Origin of the sequence: Nostoc sp. FACHB-133, assembly GCF_014698055.1 — a bacterium.
Taxonomy (GTDB): Bacteria; Cyanobacteriota; Cyanobacteriia; order Cyanobacteriales; family Nostocaceae; genus Nostoc.
In genome coordinates this window covers 1-14,120 of record NZ_JACJSH010000076.1, presented here as the reverse complement: position 1 = coordinate 14,120, position 14,120 = coordinate 1, and the positions used below count along the sequence as shown (strand labels likewise).

At 40.8% G+C, this 14,120-nt stretch carries 15 protein-coding genes and 1 pseudogene; 5 read left to right on the top strand and 11 right to left on the bottom strand.

Annotated features, from left to right (window positions below):
* Nucleotides 1–177: 177 nt before the first annotated feature.
* From H6G86_RS33375 to H6G86_RS39930, 6 genes are all read right to left on the bottom strand, one after another.
* A complete protein-coding gene (locus H6G86_RS33375) occupies nucleotides 178–561 on the bottom strand; it encodes a hypothetical protein (RefSeq protein WP_190937928.1) in 384 nt (127 codons plus the stop codon).
* A gap of 102 nt (nucleotides 562–663) precedes the next feature.
* Nucleotides 664–861, bottom strand: a complete 198-nt coding sequence (locus H6G86_RS33370) for a DUF2811 domain-containing protein (protein WP_069074080.1) — start codon at nucleotides 859–861, stop codon at nucleotides 664–666.
* Between the two features lie 609 nt (nucleotides 862–1,470).
* Complete coding sequence (locus H6G86_RS33365; protein WP_190937927.1) at nucleotides 1,471–1,761, bottom strand: hypothetical protein; 291 nt, start codon at nucleotides 1,759–1,761, stop codon at nucleotides 1,471–1,473.
* 5 nt (nucleotides 1,762–1,766) lie between these two features.
* Nucleotides 1,767–2,726, bottom strand: coding sequence for a ParM/StbA family protein (locus tag H6G86_RS33360; RefSeq protein WP_190937926.1), 960 nt, complete (start codon nucleotides 2,724–2,726; stop codon nucleotides 1,767–1,769).
* Between the two features lie 805 nt (nucleotides 2,727–3,531).
* Nucleotides 3,532–4,044, bottom strand: coding sequence for a hypothetical protein (locus H6G86_RS33355; RefSeq protein WP_190937925.1), 513 nt, complete (start codon nucleotides 4,042–4,044; stop codon nucleotides 3,532–3,534).
* A gap of 51 nt (nucleotides 4,045–4,095) precedes the next feature.
* Nucleotides 4,096–4,779, bottom strand: a complete 684-nt coding sequence (locus H6G86_RS39930; protein WP_199338525.1) for a hypothetical protein — start codon at nucleotides 4,777–4,779, stop codon at nucleotides 4,096–4,098.
* Between the two features lie 291 nt (nucleotides 4,780–5,070).
* On the opposite strand from H6G86_RS39930, the gene H6G86_RS33345 reads away from it, so the two are divergent.
* The 3 genes from H6G86_RS33345 (at nucleotide 5,071) to H6G86_RS33335 (ending at nucleotide 8,637) form a co-directional block, all read left to right on the top strand.
* Nucleotides 5,071–5,898 carry a ParA family protein gene (locus H6G86_RS33345; protein ID WP_104899617.1) on the top strand — a complete coding sequence of 276 codons (828 nt, stop codon included), beginning with the start codon at nucleotides 5,071–5,073 and terminating at the stop codon, nucleotides 5,896–5,898.
* The gene (locus H6G86_RS33340; RefSeq protein WP_190937924.1) at nucleotides 5,898–7,067 is read left to right on the top strand and encodes a ParB/RepB/Spo0J family partition protein; all 1,170 of its coding nucleotides are present in this window, start codon (nucleotides 5,898–5,900) and stop codon (nucleotides 7,065–7,067) included. Before H6G86_RS33345 ends, H6G86_RS33340 begins: the two co-directional genes overlap by 1 nt.
* An 820-nt stretch (nucleotides 7,068–7,887) precedes the next feature.
* Nucleotides 7,888–8,637: an SDR family NAD(P)-dependent oxidoreductase gene (locus H6G86_RS33335; protein WP_190937923.1), complete on the top strand. Its 750-nt coding sequence runs from the start codon at nucleotides 7,888–7,890 to the stop codon at nucleotides 8,635–8,637.
* Nucleotides 8,638–8,650: 13 nt separating this feature from the next.
* Here the strand turns inward: H6G86_RS33335 and H6G86_RS33330 are convergent, their stop codons facing one another.
* Nucleotides 8,651–9,379: a hypothetical protein gene (locus H6G86_RS33330; protein WP_190937922.1), complete on the bottom strand. Its 729-nt coding sequence runs from the start codon at nucleotides 9,377–9,379 to the stop codon at nucleotides 8,651–8,653.
* Nucleotides 9,380–9,632: 253 nt separating this feature from the next.
* Between H6G86_RS33330 and H6G86_RS33325 the strand changes: the two genes are divergently transcribed.
* Nucleotides 9,633–9,818 carry an IS1096 element passenger TnpR family protein gene (locus tag H6G86_RS33325; RefSeq protein WP_190937921.1) on the top strand — a complete coding sequence of 62 codons (186 nt, stop codon included), beginning with the start codon at nucleotides 9,633–9,635 and terminating at the stop codon, nucleotides 9,816–9,818.
* Nucleotides 9,819–10,040: 222 nt separating this feature from the next.
* Here the strand turns inward: H6G86_RS33325 and H6G86_RS33320 are convergent, their stop codons facing one another.
* Both H6G86_RS33320 and H6G86_RS33315 read right to left on the bottom strand, forming a co-directional pair.
* Entirely contained in the window at nucleotides 10,041–10,208 is a 168-nt protein-coding gene (locus tag H6G86_RS33320; protein ID WP_190937920.1) for a hypothetical protein, read from the bottom strand.
* Between the two features lie 48 nt (nucleotides 10,209–10,256).
* Nucleotides 10,257–10,766, bottom strand: a complete 510-nt coding sequence (locus H6G86_RS33315; protein WP_190937919.1) for a thiol-disulfide oxidoreductase DCC family protein — start codon at nucleotides 10,764–10,766, stop codon at nucleotides 10,257–10,259.
* 112 nt (nucleotides 10,767–10,878) lie between these two features.
* Between H6G86_RS33315 and H6G86_RS38285 the strand changes: the two are divergent.
* Nucleotides 10,879–10,983 (top strand): annotated as a pseudogene (locus tag H6G86_RS38285) (HU family DNA-binding protein); the annotation flags it as partial.
* 117 nt (nucleotides 10,984–11,100) lie between these two features.
* Here the strand turns inward: H6G86_RS38285 and H6G86_RS33305 are convergent.
* A complete protein-coding gene (locus H6G86_RS33305) occupies nucleotides 11,101–11,901 on the bottom strand; it encodes an oxygen-binding di-iron domain-containing protein (protein WP_190937918.1) in 801 nt (266 codons plus the stop codon).
* A gap of 152 nt (nucleotides 11,902–12,053) precedes the next feature.
* The coding region (locus tag H6G86_RS33300) for a strawberry notch C-terminal domain-containing protein (RefSeq protein ID WP_190937917.1) at nucleotides 12,054–14,120 on the bottom strand (2,067 nt) is incomplete at its 5' end.

The following is a 14,120-nucleotide window of genomic DNA, read 5'->3' as shown; positions in this document are numbered from 1 at the left end:
GATAATTATGTGTATAAAAAGCGCTGGCAAAGATTTTAAGCTGGCATTTAATAAACTGCAATATAAAACAGAGCCCTGGATTTTTACAGGGCTTTTTAAATTGAAAACTCAGTTTTCGAGTTTAAAAAAGCGAATGATGGTTTGATTGTATCTTTTACAAACAAATGAAAGCGAGTTTTAATTAGCTGGATTGGAGTTGAGTACAAGATCAAGTAAAGTACGAGCAGGTTGTGATTTAAATAGTGCAGCTTGGTGGTCACTATAAGCACGAACTAGGCGATTAAGCGTGCTGGCACCAGTTTTGGCTTTTTCAATTTCTTCACCTCTGACGATTTCACCATCAAGCATCTGCTCAATCACAAGTTTAATATCAGCAGCTTCAAGGCGGACTTTTTGTAGCTTTTCTAAAGTGCTAAGTAAGGTTTTGAGTGAATTTAAGATTTCGTCACTATCCAGGGCATTTTCCACTAATTCAGCGATCCCTTGAGTTTGTGTTCCACCTGGAAGTGTTAGTAATTCAGTAGTAGATGTTTTAGGTTTTATCTCGAATTCGCTTGCCATTAATCCTGACTCAAGAAATCTTTCTGAGTGTATCGTTTAATTGAGCTTTTGTTTAGTATGACTTTTAGAGAGTAGCAGATTCAGGTAAACTGTTGTAAATTATTAGCCACGGCGAAACAGAGCTTCTAGATAAACCTGGGAAACACGGCGATCTCCATCAGCATTTTGCAACAGAAACAGTGAGATAGCTGCGGTAATAAGGCGATGTTCATCCCAATCAGGATGCTGTTCTAGATAGCTGTTTAAAGACTGATGTAGTGTTTCAGGAAGATTAGTCAAGATGTTTTGGGTTGAGTTCATGCGATCAAAGCTTCCGAAAAAGCAAATCAATAAGGACAATAAGCCAGAGGTGATGCAGTAGTTGTCCTGTTTCACCCCATTCTTTAGTTGTCAAACCACCTGTGCTAGCAACTGAATAGTTTTATACAGTCGATGTTCAAGATGGAATAGACGGCAAAGGCTAGTCGATTTATTGTGTGCTGACTGGCTCGGTTTGTCAATGTTGCAAAATATTAAACATAAAGATAGAAAAAATAAATAATTACGTGAAAGCTAGGGTTAGAGATAGATTTTGTTTACGCAACTTAACAATAACTCCGTAAGACAGACTGATGGCTACAGTCATGACAAAATCCCCAGTGGATGAATAGAAGCCGATTATCTTGTCAAACAACTGTGGAAAATAGTAGAAGTAGCTGTGGAAAGTCTGTGGAATCAGTTAGAAAAAGTAGAGCTAATGATAAGAATTGCAAAAAGTTCTAATGTAAGCTCTGCGATTGTCAGGGGCTGAAAATACAGTAGATCCTATGCTACAGACAAATCTTTGGCTCAGTGACGACTCAAGTGGAAAAATTCTTTTTGCGTCACGTTGGAATAACCTCGTATGTAATTAACAACTTCCTTTGACGGTTACAAATCAAAATCAAGGCTGAATGTTTCCGGTTCAAAATCTTCTTCTTTCTCTTGTACCAATGGAGTTGAAGTCATTGAAGGAAGTTTGTTCGACTCAGTAGTAATCGGCGTGAAAGCTACTTGTTGTGTGGCTAATCCAGCCTTGATGAAAACAAAATAGCAGTCAATAATAAAGTAAAGTGTCTCCAGGTAACTTTTACCTAGTTGTTGGGACTCTGTAAATATGCGTTCTCGATAGTTTTCTTTAAGCCGAATTTTTATCGGAGCTAAGTCAAATTTTTCTGTCATTGTGATCATTTAATAGATGTAGTTGGCGAATTCTTGCTGCTGATGGCTTTTGCCATTTCTAAAAGCCCAAAGACATTAGCTTCTACTGGGTTGTCCAGTATTTTGAACCCGTTTTTCTCTAAAAGCTTCTTAAATCCAGGTAACAGGCAACCTCCACCAATCGCCCAGATTTCATCACCCTGGTGTTTGGCATCAAGTGTCTGATTCACCACTTTCTTCAAGTACTTTTCATACCAATCTTTCAAACAAGTACTGTAGACATCTTTGATATCGATGTCACGGCTGTACCGAGTATGCCCCATTTCCAGACAAAATCGGATCTTGGAGGCATCCCCAATTTTCCCGCCATTTAAATGCTTCATCTTTTGGGAAATATCATTGATGAGAACTTCTACGCCTGTGGGGTAGGCGGTGTGAACTTCTCGTTTCCCTTGGTTGTAACGAGAATACAGAGTTGTACCATTGCCAAAATCTAAAATGGTTAATTTTTTCGGTAGTTGATGCCCAAACAATGCACCCATCCCTTCTAGTACGACTTTCAGGACTTCGATCTTCACCTCTGATTGTTTGCCAGCAAGTATTGGCTGATATTCTCCATTTAGTACTTTTTGCAATTCTTCAGCCAGAGCGACATCATGTAAGCTAACGACTAATTTTAAATGCCAAGCCTTACGGTGTGGAAGATGTGCCAATGCACCGAATAAAGTCAATAATGCGTTGTTGACTTTGTTTTCATTGTTATCAGTGTTTCGGTCAAAATAATTTCCTGTACGGAAAGCTGATTCTCCAACTGTGTAAGCAGTACCGTTAAAAACGACCCTCCCAGGTACGTCTTCCATCTCGGCATTGGTTATATAGCTGGGGACACGAACAACTTCAAAGCCATCGACTAAAAGTTTTAGACTTCCATAGCCGTTATCAAAGCCAGCAGGAAAAATTTTTTGCAAGGTGTGAATGTTAGACATAAAGAGAAAGGTAATAGATTTTGAGAAAGTGAAAGTTATCTGTTCAGGTGAAGTGGGGAGCAGGAGAGCAGGGGAGCAGAGGAGCAGAGGAGGCAATTAAAACAGTTCTTAGTGTTTACTATTTACTGTTAAAAATGGATAACTCTGACCTTCAGCAGAATAATTAGTTTTTCTTACACCGATAACTAATAATTGTTAATGCAAACATTTTCTCTTGCTCCCCTGCTCAAGAGCTCCTCTGCTCAAGAACCTTTTTTTCTTCAGCGTCAAAAAATTATCATAACCTCTTGGGGGCGAAGTGGGGTAAAACCTCACCCAATTGAATGTACCCCATATAGCCCCCATATAGCCCCCACGTGGGAGTCAAATTTTGCTCAAGCCTCTAAACTGCTTTGGGGTACATATAGCCCCCATATAGCCCCCATAAATTTTTTTGAAATCTTTTCTATCAACGCAGCAAAAATTAATTTAGATCATCGTTGACCCTTTAATGAAATTCAAAATTCAAAATTCTGTTAGGAAGAATAAGAATAATTTTGAATTAATTCTGGGTACAAGCCCCTACTGATTCCTTGAATCAGTGGTCTGCAAGAAGCGACGCTAGAAGACTCGCTTTCCGCGTTAGCGAGTCTACTAGCGTATTTAATTTTGAATTCCCCGTACCCCTCCGGGGAAGCAAGCTACGCGCAGCGTCTTGCAGAGAAGGGGTTGACAGCTTAATTTATACTTTAGTGTCAATAAGATTGTTGAAAAGCAATTCAGTTTTGCTCTTTAACTTCTCGCTGACTATGTAACGAGTGCGTTATTACTTGCTTACAGGTTCAGCTTTCTCAACTGAATTATCATTTACACCCAAAGTCAATTGCAAAGGAGTTTTTTGGGGGTAAGCTTTTACCACTTGTCGATAAACTTCATAGTTAGTAGGTAGTGCCTTCTGTAAATTACCCACTCCGTAGGTCAGTTTGTACTGAACATCTTTCATCAATTCAGGTTTGCCTGCCTCTTCTTGAGATTTTTTGCGTTGTTCAACTTCATCAACACTTGGTCGTGGCGGTAAAGTAGGCCACCATAGCCCTCTGTCATCTGGGCCAACAACTGCTCCTGCCGGTTTCAATCCATTCCGATTCACCACTGAAGTATTAGCAAAAGTTTCAATGCGTGGTTGTGGTTGACTAGTTAGGTTATTCGCATACTTGACTTGCCAGGAGTAACTGGTAAGTGCTGTAGCTTCATACTGTTCAGCAGTAGTAGTGCTGCAACTAGTTAGTGTCAGTGCCGTTAGTGCAGTTATTATTGAGGGTAAAAATCTCATTTGCATTATCAATCGTAAATATCTTTCACCAATCACTCTTGAAGAGGGAATGTACCATCATTGCTGCCAAGGTGAAGGTATCGCGGTAATCGAAAGCACTTCCCTTGCTTGCAGCCTAATCGCTGTTTGCTCACAGTTGGGGCATTTTACCTTTGTGAAAATTACTGAAGGTCGTCCTTTGTACTCGCCCATTACGGGATCTCCAGTGTACTCGCTGATTATCCCCTGTTTGCAGTGGTAACACTCGAATATCACACGCCCTACCTCCGAGTTGCAATCCAGGAATTGCATGTGCTGACAGGGTGATGGCGGTAATTCTGGTTCTTCGGGGCGGTCTTGAAAGGGTATATAAGGTTTGGTTGCTGGTGGTGAATCTTTTTTTTTCTTGTTGCGCTTGCCAGTCATCTGCGGCTTAACTTTTGGCGGCTCTAGGGGTTTTTCCTCGACAGCGGGATGGGCAGGCTGTTGGTCAGTTGGGAGTTCTTCCAACAACTTGCCATCATCTGGGGTAGGGCTAAATAGCTCTTGTTTCTCTGTTGGTTTAGATACACTCTCGGTTGACTGAGCTACTGTTTTTATGACTGCATAAATAGCAGGTGTTTCTGCTACATCTTGGTATAGTTCTACTTGAGCATCACTGTTGGTCAAATCCTGCACCTCTGGTTGTTTAGCCGCAGGGATGTGCTTGATCAGTTTTGGTTGTTGTGGCTTGGGTGGTCGCTTAGTAGATTCTATGCTCATTGGAGTCGAAGTTTTTGACAGACTATTTTTAATGTAACTATAACTATCCTTATTGCTTCTGCTTTTTAAGGCAACTTGTAGATGCCATATATAGTAGTATTCTTTTAAAACTCAACCTCTACAGTCATTGATGACCTTGCATAAATCGGCTAATATTTAGTGCAACATTTTTATAAAAATTAGATAAATTACACTAAGATCCTGCATGGAGTAGCATTACTCCATGCAGGATCTTAGAATTTTCTCAAAAAGTGGAGTAACGTTACTCCATAAGCCTTTAGTTTTTGAGCTATGAAAAAGAAAGCAGTTAAAAGAAAAATTAGATTAGATGTTAAATCCAATGCTGGTGGAACTGGAAAAACAACTTTAGTAACACATTTAGCGTACATCCTTGGCAAAAAAGGTTACTCAGTCACAGTTATTGAACTAGACCCATTAGGTTCTCTTAAAATCTTTACGGGAGCTTTTTCACAAACTGAAGATCCTCCTCCTGAAAAAACCCTAGCGTCTGTTTTCAGGGATGATTTCAAAGGCAATTACCCTTTGTTCCCTATTTGGGAAAACAAAATCCATAATGTCAATGTTATTTTAGGCGGCGCTCCGTTAGAAGAAAGTATTCATAAAATTTACTCTCATTCCAGAAAATATTACCTGCTTCATGATCGTTTAGAAGACTATCCGCTTGAATCTGACATTATTATTCTGGATAACCCAGGTGGTCTGGAACCTATGGGTCTAGTAGCTTTAGCCGCAGCGACAGACATATTGGTTGTAATGCAGTTAGAATATAAAGCTTTGTATGGTTCAGCAGGTTTGATTAATTGGTTTTATGACAAGATCAACGAGTTACGACTACGACCAGAGCCTAAAATATTAGGGTTTGTACCATCACAAGTAAATATAAAGAAAGTAGCCGCCCATCGAAACATTGGAGAAGAAATCCCTAATCAGTTACAAGAGCTTGGAATTTCATGTTTTCCGCCAATTAGAGAATCAAACCAATTTATTAATGCGAGTGGAGTAGGGCTTCCCATTCATTTATTTGCACCTGCTTGTGAAGCTATTAAAGACTTTGACCCCATCGTTACCAAAATTATAGAGCTAATGAGTCAGGACTAATGCTAAAACCAGATATTTCTAATGCGTTTGCAAATGCAGGACAATCACAAAAAATTCATCATTTAACTAAACGAGTTGAGGAACTCGAAGCTGAAATTAATCAACTTCGAGCCGTGGAAGTTGATAGTGAAGAAAAAATTGTTCTAGAAGCCCGTATTCAAGAGCTAGTTACAGAATTAGCTGACAAACAAGGAGTTGCAGAAGTTCCAATTAACTTGATTGATCGAAATCCTCGCCAACCCAGGCAAACTTTTACTAAAGCCAGTATAAAGGGAATGGCTGAACTCCTTAAAAAGCAAGGACAACATACTCCTGTAATTCTCATTCCTCTATCTAATGGTAGATACTTATTATTTGATGGAGAAAGACGATGGCGAGCAGCACCTGAAATTGGATGGAAAACACTAAAGGCTGTATATATAATTACTGAAATTGAAGCAAATGACCGCGAACTTCATCGGCAAGCTCTTTCAACAACTTTGCATAGAGAGGATCTTAATGCCCTTGACTTAGCAGAATCTTTGATTCAACAAATTATCTATGACTATCCTGAGTTGGAAGAGCAGAAAGATTCCATACCACGCTTACTTAACGCCGCAATGAGCCGATTAGAACGTAACCGTAAAAATTTAGAACTGTCCGATATCCGATTAGCTTCTCCAGAAACTCAAAGTCAGTGGCTAGAAACTGTTGATTTCAAAAGTGCTGAAGAACAAAAAATATTTGATGTAATTTTAGCATTACAGCTTAACCCTACCTCTATTGATACTAATATTTTCCCTTTACTCAAATTATCAAAAGATTTAAAAACTGCTATTCGAGAGGAGGGGTTAGAGAGCAGCAAAGCTAAAGAATTGAATAAGCTATCTGCTATTCAACTAAAAATCAATGAAACTCAAGCTCGGAAAGTAAGAATCCAGCTAACTGAGAAGGTTATTCAAGAGAAACTTTCTTTAAGTCAAACAAAAGCTTTAGTAAAAGAGATGTTAGAAAATCACAAATCCTCTGAAAACACAACTAACCAAAATAGTAAGATTATTAAAACAGTTAAAACTATAGGCGCTCTTGAGCTTGAGGGATTAGCCTATAATCAGCTTAAAGAAATTCGTCAGGCTCTAGAAGGTAAGTTAAAAGAAATTGATCAAAAAATGAAGGGCGCAAGCTCCTAAATTATATTGAATTGATGTAGAGAAGACGGAACTCAGAATATTTCAACTAGAAGCAAAAAGTTGGGTACAAGCAATATGAGCCACTAAATGCTTGAGAAAACAACTGTCCATAGTTCTCACTGCCACAAAAGATGCTATTGTCAACTCTACTAACGAGAAGATCATTACTTGATGCACTTGTAATAGCCCTTATAAAATTATTAGTACCGCCAGTAATGTTTCCATCAATGTTAGGGTTGACAGTTCCTAGCCCTAGATTATCTGGAGTCACTTTGTTAGTTGCGATGATGGTATTGCTAGCAGTAAAGATACTTTAATAATTGCTAACTCCTGCACCTTTGCGAATACCATTGTTGTCAGAGTTAGGAGTGTTATTAGTTTAGAACTACCCGCAATACAAAGCACTTTTATCCAGCAACTACCCAAAACGAAGAATTATGCTTATCTGTAGTAATCACCACAAGCTGAAGTTTTACTGATTCACTGGTGAGATGGGTTGCATCAGGTAAGGAGTTGTTTAAGATTCAAGACAAGTGACGGCAAATCCATCTTCTGATTCATATCGTCTACTATTTCCTCATGCTAGGGTCAAACAAAATAGGAGAGTGCGATCGCTCCATTTGAGACTAAGTGATAATGTTTGATTCAAGGAAGCAGGAGGGGCAAGTGTCCTGACTCTTCCAGGCTGTAATTGCTAGAAGCAAGCAATTCAATCCATAAAAGCGTTCAGTTGTTTAGTCTACTAATGAACGTGTAAAGCTCTCAAAGGTCAATTGACTTCTAAGTAAAAAACGAAAAAACAACAACGGAGAAACTAACAATGGCTGGTAAGTTGATCGACAAAGTTGCAATTGTAACAGGGGCATCGTCTGGTATTGGTGAGGCTACAGCGTTGGCGCTGGCAGTCGAGGGCGCTACAGTAGTAATTGCTGCCCGTCGGAGCGATCGCTTGCAAGACCTAGAAACTCGTATTACTGGCACTGGTGGAAAAGCCTTATGTATTACTGCTGATGTTTCAGATGAGGCGCAGGTAGAAGCCTTGATGAACCAAACTCATGCAAAATTTGGCAGAGTTGATATTCTCATCAATAATGCAGGGGTGATGCTGTTAGGTCTGATTGACGGTGCAGATACAGAAGACTGGCGACGCATGATCAATCTCAATGTATTGGGATTGATGTATGCGACTCACAAAGTTTTACCTTTGATGAAGACACAAGGTGCTGGGCACATCGTCAATATTTCATCGGTAGCAGGTCGAGTTGCAAACGCCGGAAGCGGTGTTTATAACGCCAGCAAATGGGCGGTTGGTGCGTTTAGTGAGGCACTTCGCAAAGAGGTCTATCAAAATAACATCCGCGTCACGATTATCGAGCCAGGGTTAGTGGCAACAGAATTACCGCAGCACATTACAGATTCCTCTGCAAAAGAGCAGGCAAAAAACTTCTACGGTTCGGTCAAAAATCTTGAGAGTGAAGATATTGCCAATGCGATCGTTTATGCCGTTACACAGCCGTCACATGTTAACGTCAACGAAATCTTGATCCGCCCAACTGAACAAGAACGGTAATTAGAACAATGATTCAATTTTCGATTATTTCGCTAGTTATGGCTTCCAAAATATTATTGACATTTTGCGAAGTTATGGAACTAATACCAATTGACTCTAAACTTTGAATAGCTGCAAGATATTCTGATTGAGATTGGTATTTCTCCTCAAAATAATGTTCATCTTTATAGCCATAAAGGATAGACTCAGAACCAATCTTCTTGAAAAACTGCTCAGATGGTATCAAGAGTCTTGTACTTTGAAAACAGCCCTCAAGATAACCATAAAAATAACTGATAAAATAGTTGATTTCTTGGCGAGAAAATTCTATTTCAAAAGGCTCACGAAGTATTTGAGTATCATAACCTTCTACTTCAGATTCCAGAACCCTGTAAAAGCTAATATACAGTGTACCCCGATCATCATAAATATTCATTAAATAGAAGAATCTGCCTTGTGCTTTTTCTAAAACCAATAATACTGGAAAAGAGAAAGTACCTTTCCAATCGTCAATAAAATCACTGCTATCACCAAACAAGTGCGTTAAGCAGACATATAATTCAGCCAAATTGAGTTTATTTTTGTTCTCGCGTTCGGAAAGATAAAAGTGCATATAAAACATATAATCATCTTTAATAGGAAGGCTTTTTTGGCGAAGTTTTCTAAATTCAGCATCATCCAAACACCAAAGCTCGTATGTAATATCTTTCCGTTTGAGCTTAACTTTACTGCGCTGTTTAATTTGTCTAACTACTTGCTTCATATACTTGGATTGCATTCACCAAAAGTCATATAGTATTAATGTACTATATTAATGTTTTTAGTTCTAGTGTCTTTAACATGACTAATGAAAATCCTCAGACGGAATATGATTCGCTGTGGAAACAAAACAGCTACAGATATATATCTCGCTCTCTTATTCGGAATGCTCATAGTAAGTCTAGATAAATGATTTCCTATGAGGAGAGCGATTTTTTTCGGGGGAGATGAGACTGGCAATGCGGTAAGATGACGCAATGTCAGATCCTGAGCAACTTGTCATCTACCAGCTTCATATTTTTATCCTGGGCATTAGTCCCATGATTTGGCGTAGGATAAAAATCCGCAGCGACAGCACGATCGCCGATTTGCACTACATCATCCAGATAGTAATGTCCCGATCAATTAACTGCAAAAAATCTACATCTGCTTCTCGCTCATGAGCCACTTAAGCCTTATATCTTTGGAGGAAAAGGCGTAGGTTCTCAGGGGGATGGCACTGCACAACTGATAGTTAAAAATCAAGAGAGTCAAAGAAAAACTATCGAAATTATTAAGCGTGATTTTCCTAAAATGCAAGCGTTACAGTTAACTATCGCAAGCTTAACAACTCCCATGATTAAGCAAGTGATGCTCAGGGACGAAAGTTGAGTTTCTTTAATACCTCAATGAGTGGAGGATGACTCACCATTCTCCTCAATCATCTTCCAATTACGTATCTGAGGCTGAAGTTCAGCAATTTCAGTCTCAGTTACTGACGGCAAATCACCACTATAAAGAACACAAGCTTTTTGTAGTAAAGCTTCCACTGTTTTTGCTCCTTCACGAGTCACAATTTCAATTAAGTGTGCAGTAAGACATCGTTTATTGTGAAACTGGGCTTAGTCATCTTCATCCATTAGGCGACAACGGCTTTGGGTCTTGCAAGCAAGTCGAGAAGAACGCTCTCGTACAATAGTCGCTAAATCTGGTCGTCCTGTTAGAAAAAGTCGCCAATCAGCCCAAATTCCATATAGGAAGTCGGCAATAGCACCGATAACTGGTAAGGAAGTTGCAGCATAGACCCAACCCATACCCAGAATTTCGTAAATGCGATGGAAAACTTCAACATTTTTAACTAGCGTTCCGTCTGGCAACACAGCATGAATACGCCCCATTGCAGTTTCATAGTCAACACCGCCATCTGCTTGGGGATTGTAGTCATCAGCTGCAATATCTACAAACGCCACCAGCCCTCGACCCGCGTCCCGCTTTTTCAAAAAGTTAACCTCACGCAGACACAAGGGACATTGGCCGTCATACAGCAGTTTGATTTTCCACGACGGCAGAGTGGATAAAGGTTGGTCTAGAGAGTTGTTACAACCGTGGGATTGGATTTGTGGTGAGGACATTTTGGGATATTAACTAGGTTTATTTCCTTACATCAAGCGTAACGCCTCTGGAATTATAGGGTTTGGCCCATTCGAGCGACGCGTAGCTTGCCGCCGTAGGCATCGCTATTAGCGTGAAGGGCGTAATCCGAAAACCAATGAGCCAATGACAATTCCAGCTACCATTGTGCCTGCGTTTTCTGCTGGGAAGCAGTTTCGGGAGAAAGTAGCGCCATAGATGAATTGCTTTACCACTAGCAATCCGCTTTACGCTACGCTATCCGCCGCTCGTACAAAAATCATGTCTGTTCTGACGACTGAGGCATGTATTATGTTTCGGTAAAAACAGAAATACTTAACAGCCAAAGGTTTCCAACATTATAGAAAGAAGCTTTGGGATGGACTCTCCGTGAATAATAGAACCATGCATTGTTGCAAGGTACTTAATCGGTAGCTTTTGTATTGCCTCAATTCCTCGAGTGAAACTTTTCCCTTCAGACATAAACCCGACTTTTTGCTGAAAATTAATGATGGATTCTGTAAGATCCTTCTCGGTAACAGGCTCATCGAACTGACCCGGATGAGCTGCGAGATCGGAACAGAAAAGGATCTCCTCTTGCGGCTGATAAAATACACAACCTTCCCATCCATGAGGAAAATGAGGAGTTTCAATCAGGATGATATCTCTTCTACCAAGGGAAAGAATAGAGTTATTCTTAAGAGCCGTTGTTGGTCGCAGTGCAAAGTCATCCATGTTTGATTGATTCAGAGGACTCACAATTGTTTTCGCTTGCGGCGCTACTTCAAGCCACTGATTAAGCGCTCCGCACTCATCAGCTTCAAGGTGACAAAAACCTATGTAATCAAGTTTTGAAGGATCGCAGACAGACTCTACTAGCTGATAAGTTTGCTCGAACCAATTTGAGCGACCTGTATGAATCAGCATCGGGTGCTCATCAACGAGCAGAAATTGACTGAAAACAAACTTCTTGTTATTTGAGATCGAAAGCTTATATATATTAGGAACTATCTCATCTATGCGCGTGAATTTAGCATCGAAATGCGTAAACATCATCTTTTGGGGTAAAAAACATCTGACATTTTTTCCCCAAAGCCCAAAAAGCAAAGCTGGTGAAATCGGGGAGTTGTGCAGCAACTGAACTTATGTTACTACCTAATCCCTAAGCTATGCATCTAGCTGATTTTTACGACATGTGAATGGGTAAAACTTTAATACCGATTAGCTTATTAATTTTTCTGAGAGTAAAAAAGACCCAGATTAAATGCCTGGGTCTTTGAGGTAGGGAATCATCCCAAGATTTCAATCACAGCCGCGAGAATAGCTGGGGCTTTGTCTGAAACCGGAATGAACACCCGCTTTTGCCAGTTGATGATCTCGGTGAAACAGCCCACAGCTAAAAGTCGCTCTGCCAGTGAGATAGCATTAACCAGTTCTATACGAGGTTCTGTGGCAATATAAGAACGCCGTAAAGTAACGCCACCCGGTAACTGCTGTGAATAGCCTTCGTTTAGCACTAAAGAGACTAACTCCTGTGGGCTTAACAGCTTATCCTTCAGTCCAAGTTGTTCAGCCACAGACTTAATATCATTAGCATTCACCACCCGACCGAGAATCTTTTGTCCATCGCTGGTTTGCAACCGGAATACTCGACTATTCTGCTGTGGTAGTATTTTCCAGATGGGTAGGAGAATACCAGTTACCAAATGCAGGTAATCGGTAGTGAACTTGGGCAGTGCGTCTACTTCAATAGACCAAGCAGCAGCAAAGGTGTCAGCCGAAACCTGCCGCCAAGTGGAAGATTCCAAGTCTTGGACTGGTAGGCGAGTTTCTTTGTGTGGGCGAATCAGCAAAACTCTTGGGACAACTCCACCCTCAGAGTCGAATAGACTATGCGTTGGAATTGTTATCGCCGCACGACCTTTCTCATTCACCATGAATTGCCCTTGGTACTTGGCAGCAAACTCAACCATCTCAATATCCGTTTTGATGTTGTTCTTCTGAACTCGCTCAATTTTGAGGTAGTTGGTGACGCTACCTGTGGCAGGGTGTGTATAAAATGCTTCCTGGCTTTCGATGGTAAAACGTTCAGCCCGGAGTGTCTCTACACCCATCTCATAGACCCCTGCCGCGATCGCTGCTTCAATCTGCTGGCTCAAGAGTAATTCAAACCTCTCGAAAATCACGTTTTGCATATCAATTCGTAGAGCCAGTAGTCGATTGAGGAATTGCCGCAATGGGGGCAAGTCGATTTTCATCCCGCCTTCATGAGAGGTTAAACTCAGTCCAGTCATTTGCTCGAACTTTCCTAAAGACACTTCATAAAATCGACCTTGGTATATTTGCCTGAATAACTCATACAAAGCGTGTTCTGCATAGTTCGATTCAAGATTATCTTTAGCCTCAAATATTCCATTACCTCCGGTTTGCCTTTGCCCCCTTGTGAGTGCGCCCAAGCTATCCAGCCTTCGAGCGATGGTTGAGATAAAGCGGCGTTCACCGATGACGTTAGTGGTAACAGGTCTGAACACGGGTGCTGATGCTTGGTTGGTGCGGTGCGATCGCCCTAAACCTTGGATGGCATTGTCTGCTCTCCAGCCGGCTTCCAACAAATAATGCGATCGCCGGCGACGATTCGCAGCATTTAGATCGGCATGATAACTTCTGCCTGTCGCACCAGCGTCACTGAAGATGAGGATTTGTTTGTCACCCTGCATGAATGCAGCAGTTTCAGCAATATTCGCACCACTACCCCGTGAATCAACGAATAAACGTCCAGATTCATCTTTCAGAACTCGCTTGCTGCGACCAGTTACTTCGGCAATTTGTTTGTGACCGAAGTGCCACAGCAATTGTTCTAATGCGCCGGGGATGGGATCAAGGCTTGCTAACTTATCGACTAAGGCATCTCTCAAGGCTACAGCTTCTTGTGAAATAACTGGAGAGCCATCAGCGTCAAAGACCGGCTCGGATCTTTCTTCTCCATCAACGCCAGAATGAATGGAATGCAGATGAACAGGGAAAGCACTCATCAGGTAATCCATCACATATTCTCGTGGGGTCAAGTCAAGATTGAGATCCTTCCATTCGGAAGCCGGAACTTCATCAAGTCGTCGTTTCAAAAGTTCTTCATTAGTCGAAACTATTTGAATGACAATTGCAAGACCTTGGGCTAAATCCTGCTCAATCGCTTTGATCAGGGTGGGGCATTTCATCCCGGTCAGCAGATGATTGAAGAATCTCTGTTTATGGCTTTCAAACTGCGAGTTGGCAGACATCTTAGCAGCACGATTGTACGTTTTTGCGCCAGAGATATTACAAGCTTCTAACGCTTTTTCTAAATTATTATGAATAAC

Coding starts and splice junctions, on each gene's coding strand:
- H6G86_RS33330 (WP_190937922.1), bottom strand. CDS start 9,379: ATGAAGCAAGTAGTTAGACAAATTAAACAGCGCAGTAAAGTTAAGCTC.
- H6G86_RS33325 (WP_190937921.1), top strand. CDS start 9,633: ATGTCAGATCCTGAGCAACTTGTCATCTACCAGCTTCATATTTTTATC.
- H6G86_RS33315 (WP_190937919.1), bottom strand. CDS start 10,766: ATGTCCTCACCACAAATCCAATCCCACGGTTGTAACAACTCTCTAGAC.
- H6G86_RS33370 (WP_069074080.1), bottom strand. CDS start 861: ATGAACTCAACCCAAAACATCTTGACTAATCTTCCTGAAACACTACAT.
- H6G86_RS33360 (WP_190937926.1), bottom strand. CDS start 2,726: ATGTCTAACATTCACACCTTGCAAAAAATTTTTCCTGCTGGCTTTGAT.
- H6G86_RS39930 (WP_199338525.1), bottom strand. CDS start 4,779: ATGAGCATAGAATCTACTAAGCGACCACCCAAGCCACAACAACCAAAA.
- H6G86_RS33375 (WP_190937928.1), bottom strand. CDS start 561: ATGGCAAGCGAATTCGAGATAAAACCTAAAACATCTACTACTGAATTA.
- H6G86_RS33345 (WP_104899617.1), top strand. CDS start 5,071: ATGAAAAAGAAAGCAGTTAAAAGAAAAATTAGATTAGATGTTAAATCC.
- H6G86_RS33335 (WP_190937923.1), top strand. CDS start 7,888: ATGGCTGGTAAGTTGATCGACAAAGTTGCAATTGTAACAGGGGCATCG.
- H6G86_RS33365 (WP_190937927.1), bottom strand. CDS start 1,761: ATGACAGAAAAATTTGACTTAGCTCCGATAAAAATTCGGCTTAAAGAA.
- H6G86_RS33340 (WP_190937924.1), top strand. CDS start 5,898: ATGCTAAAACCAGATATTTCTAATGCGTTTGCAAATGCAGGACAATCA.
- H6G86_RS33355 (WP_190937925.1), bottom strand. CDS start 4,044: ATGCAAATGAGATTTTTACCCTCAATAATAACTGCACTAACGGCACTG.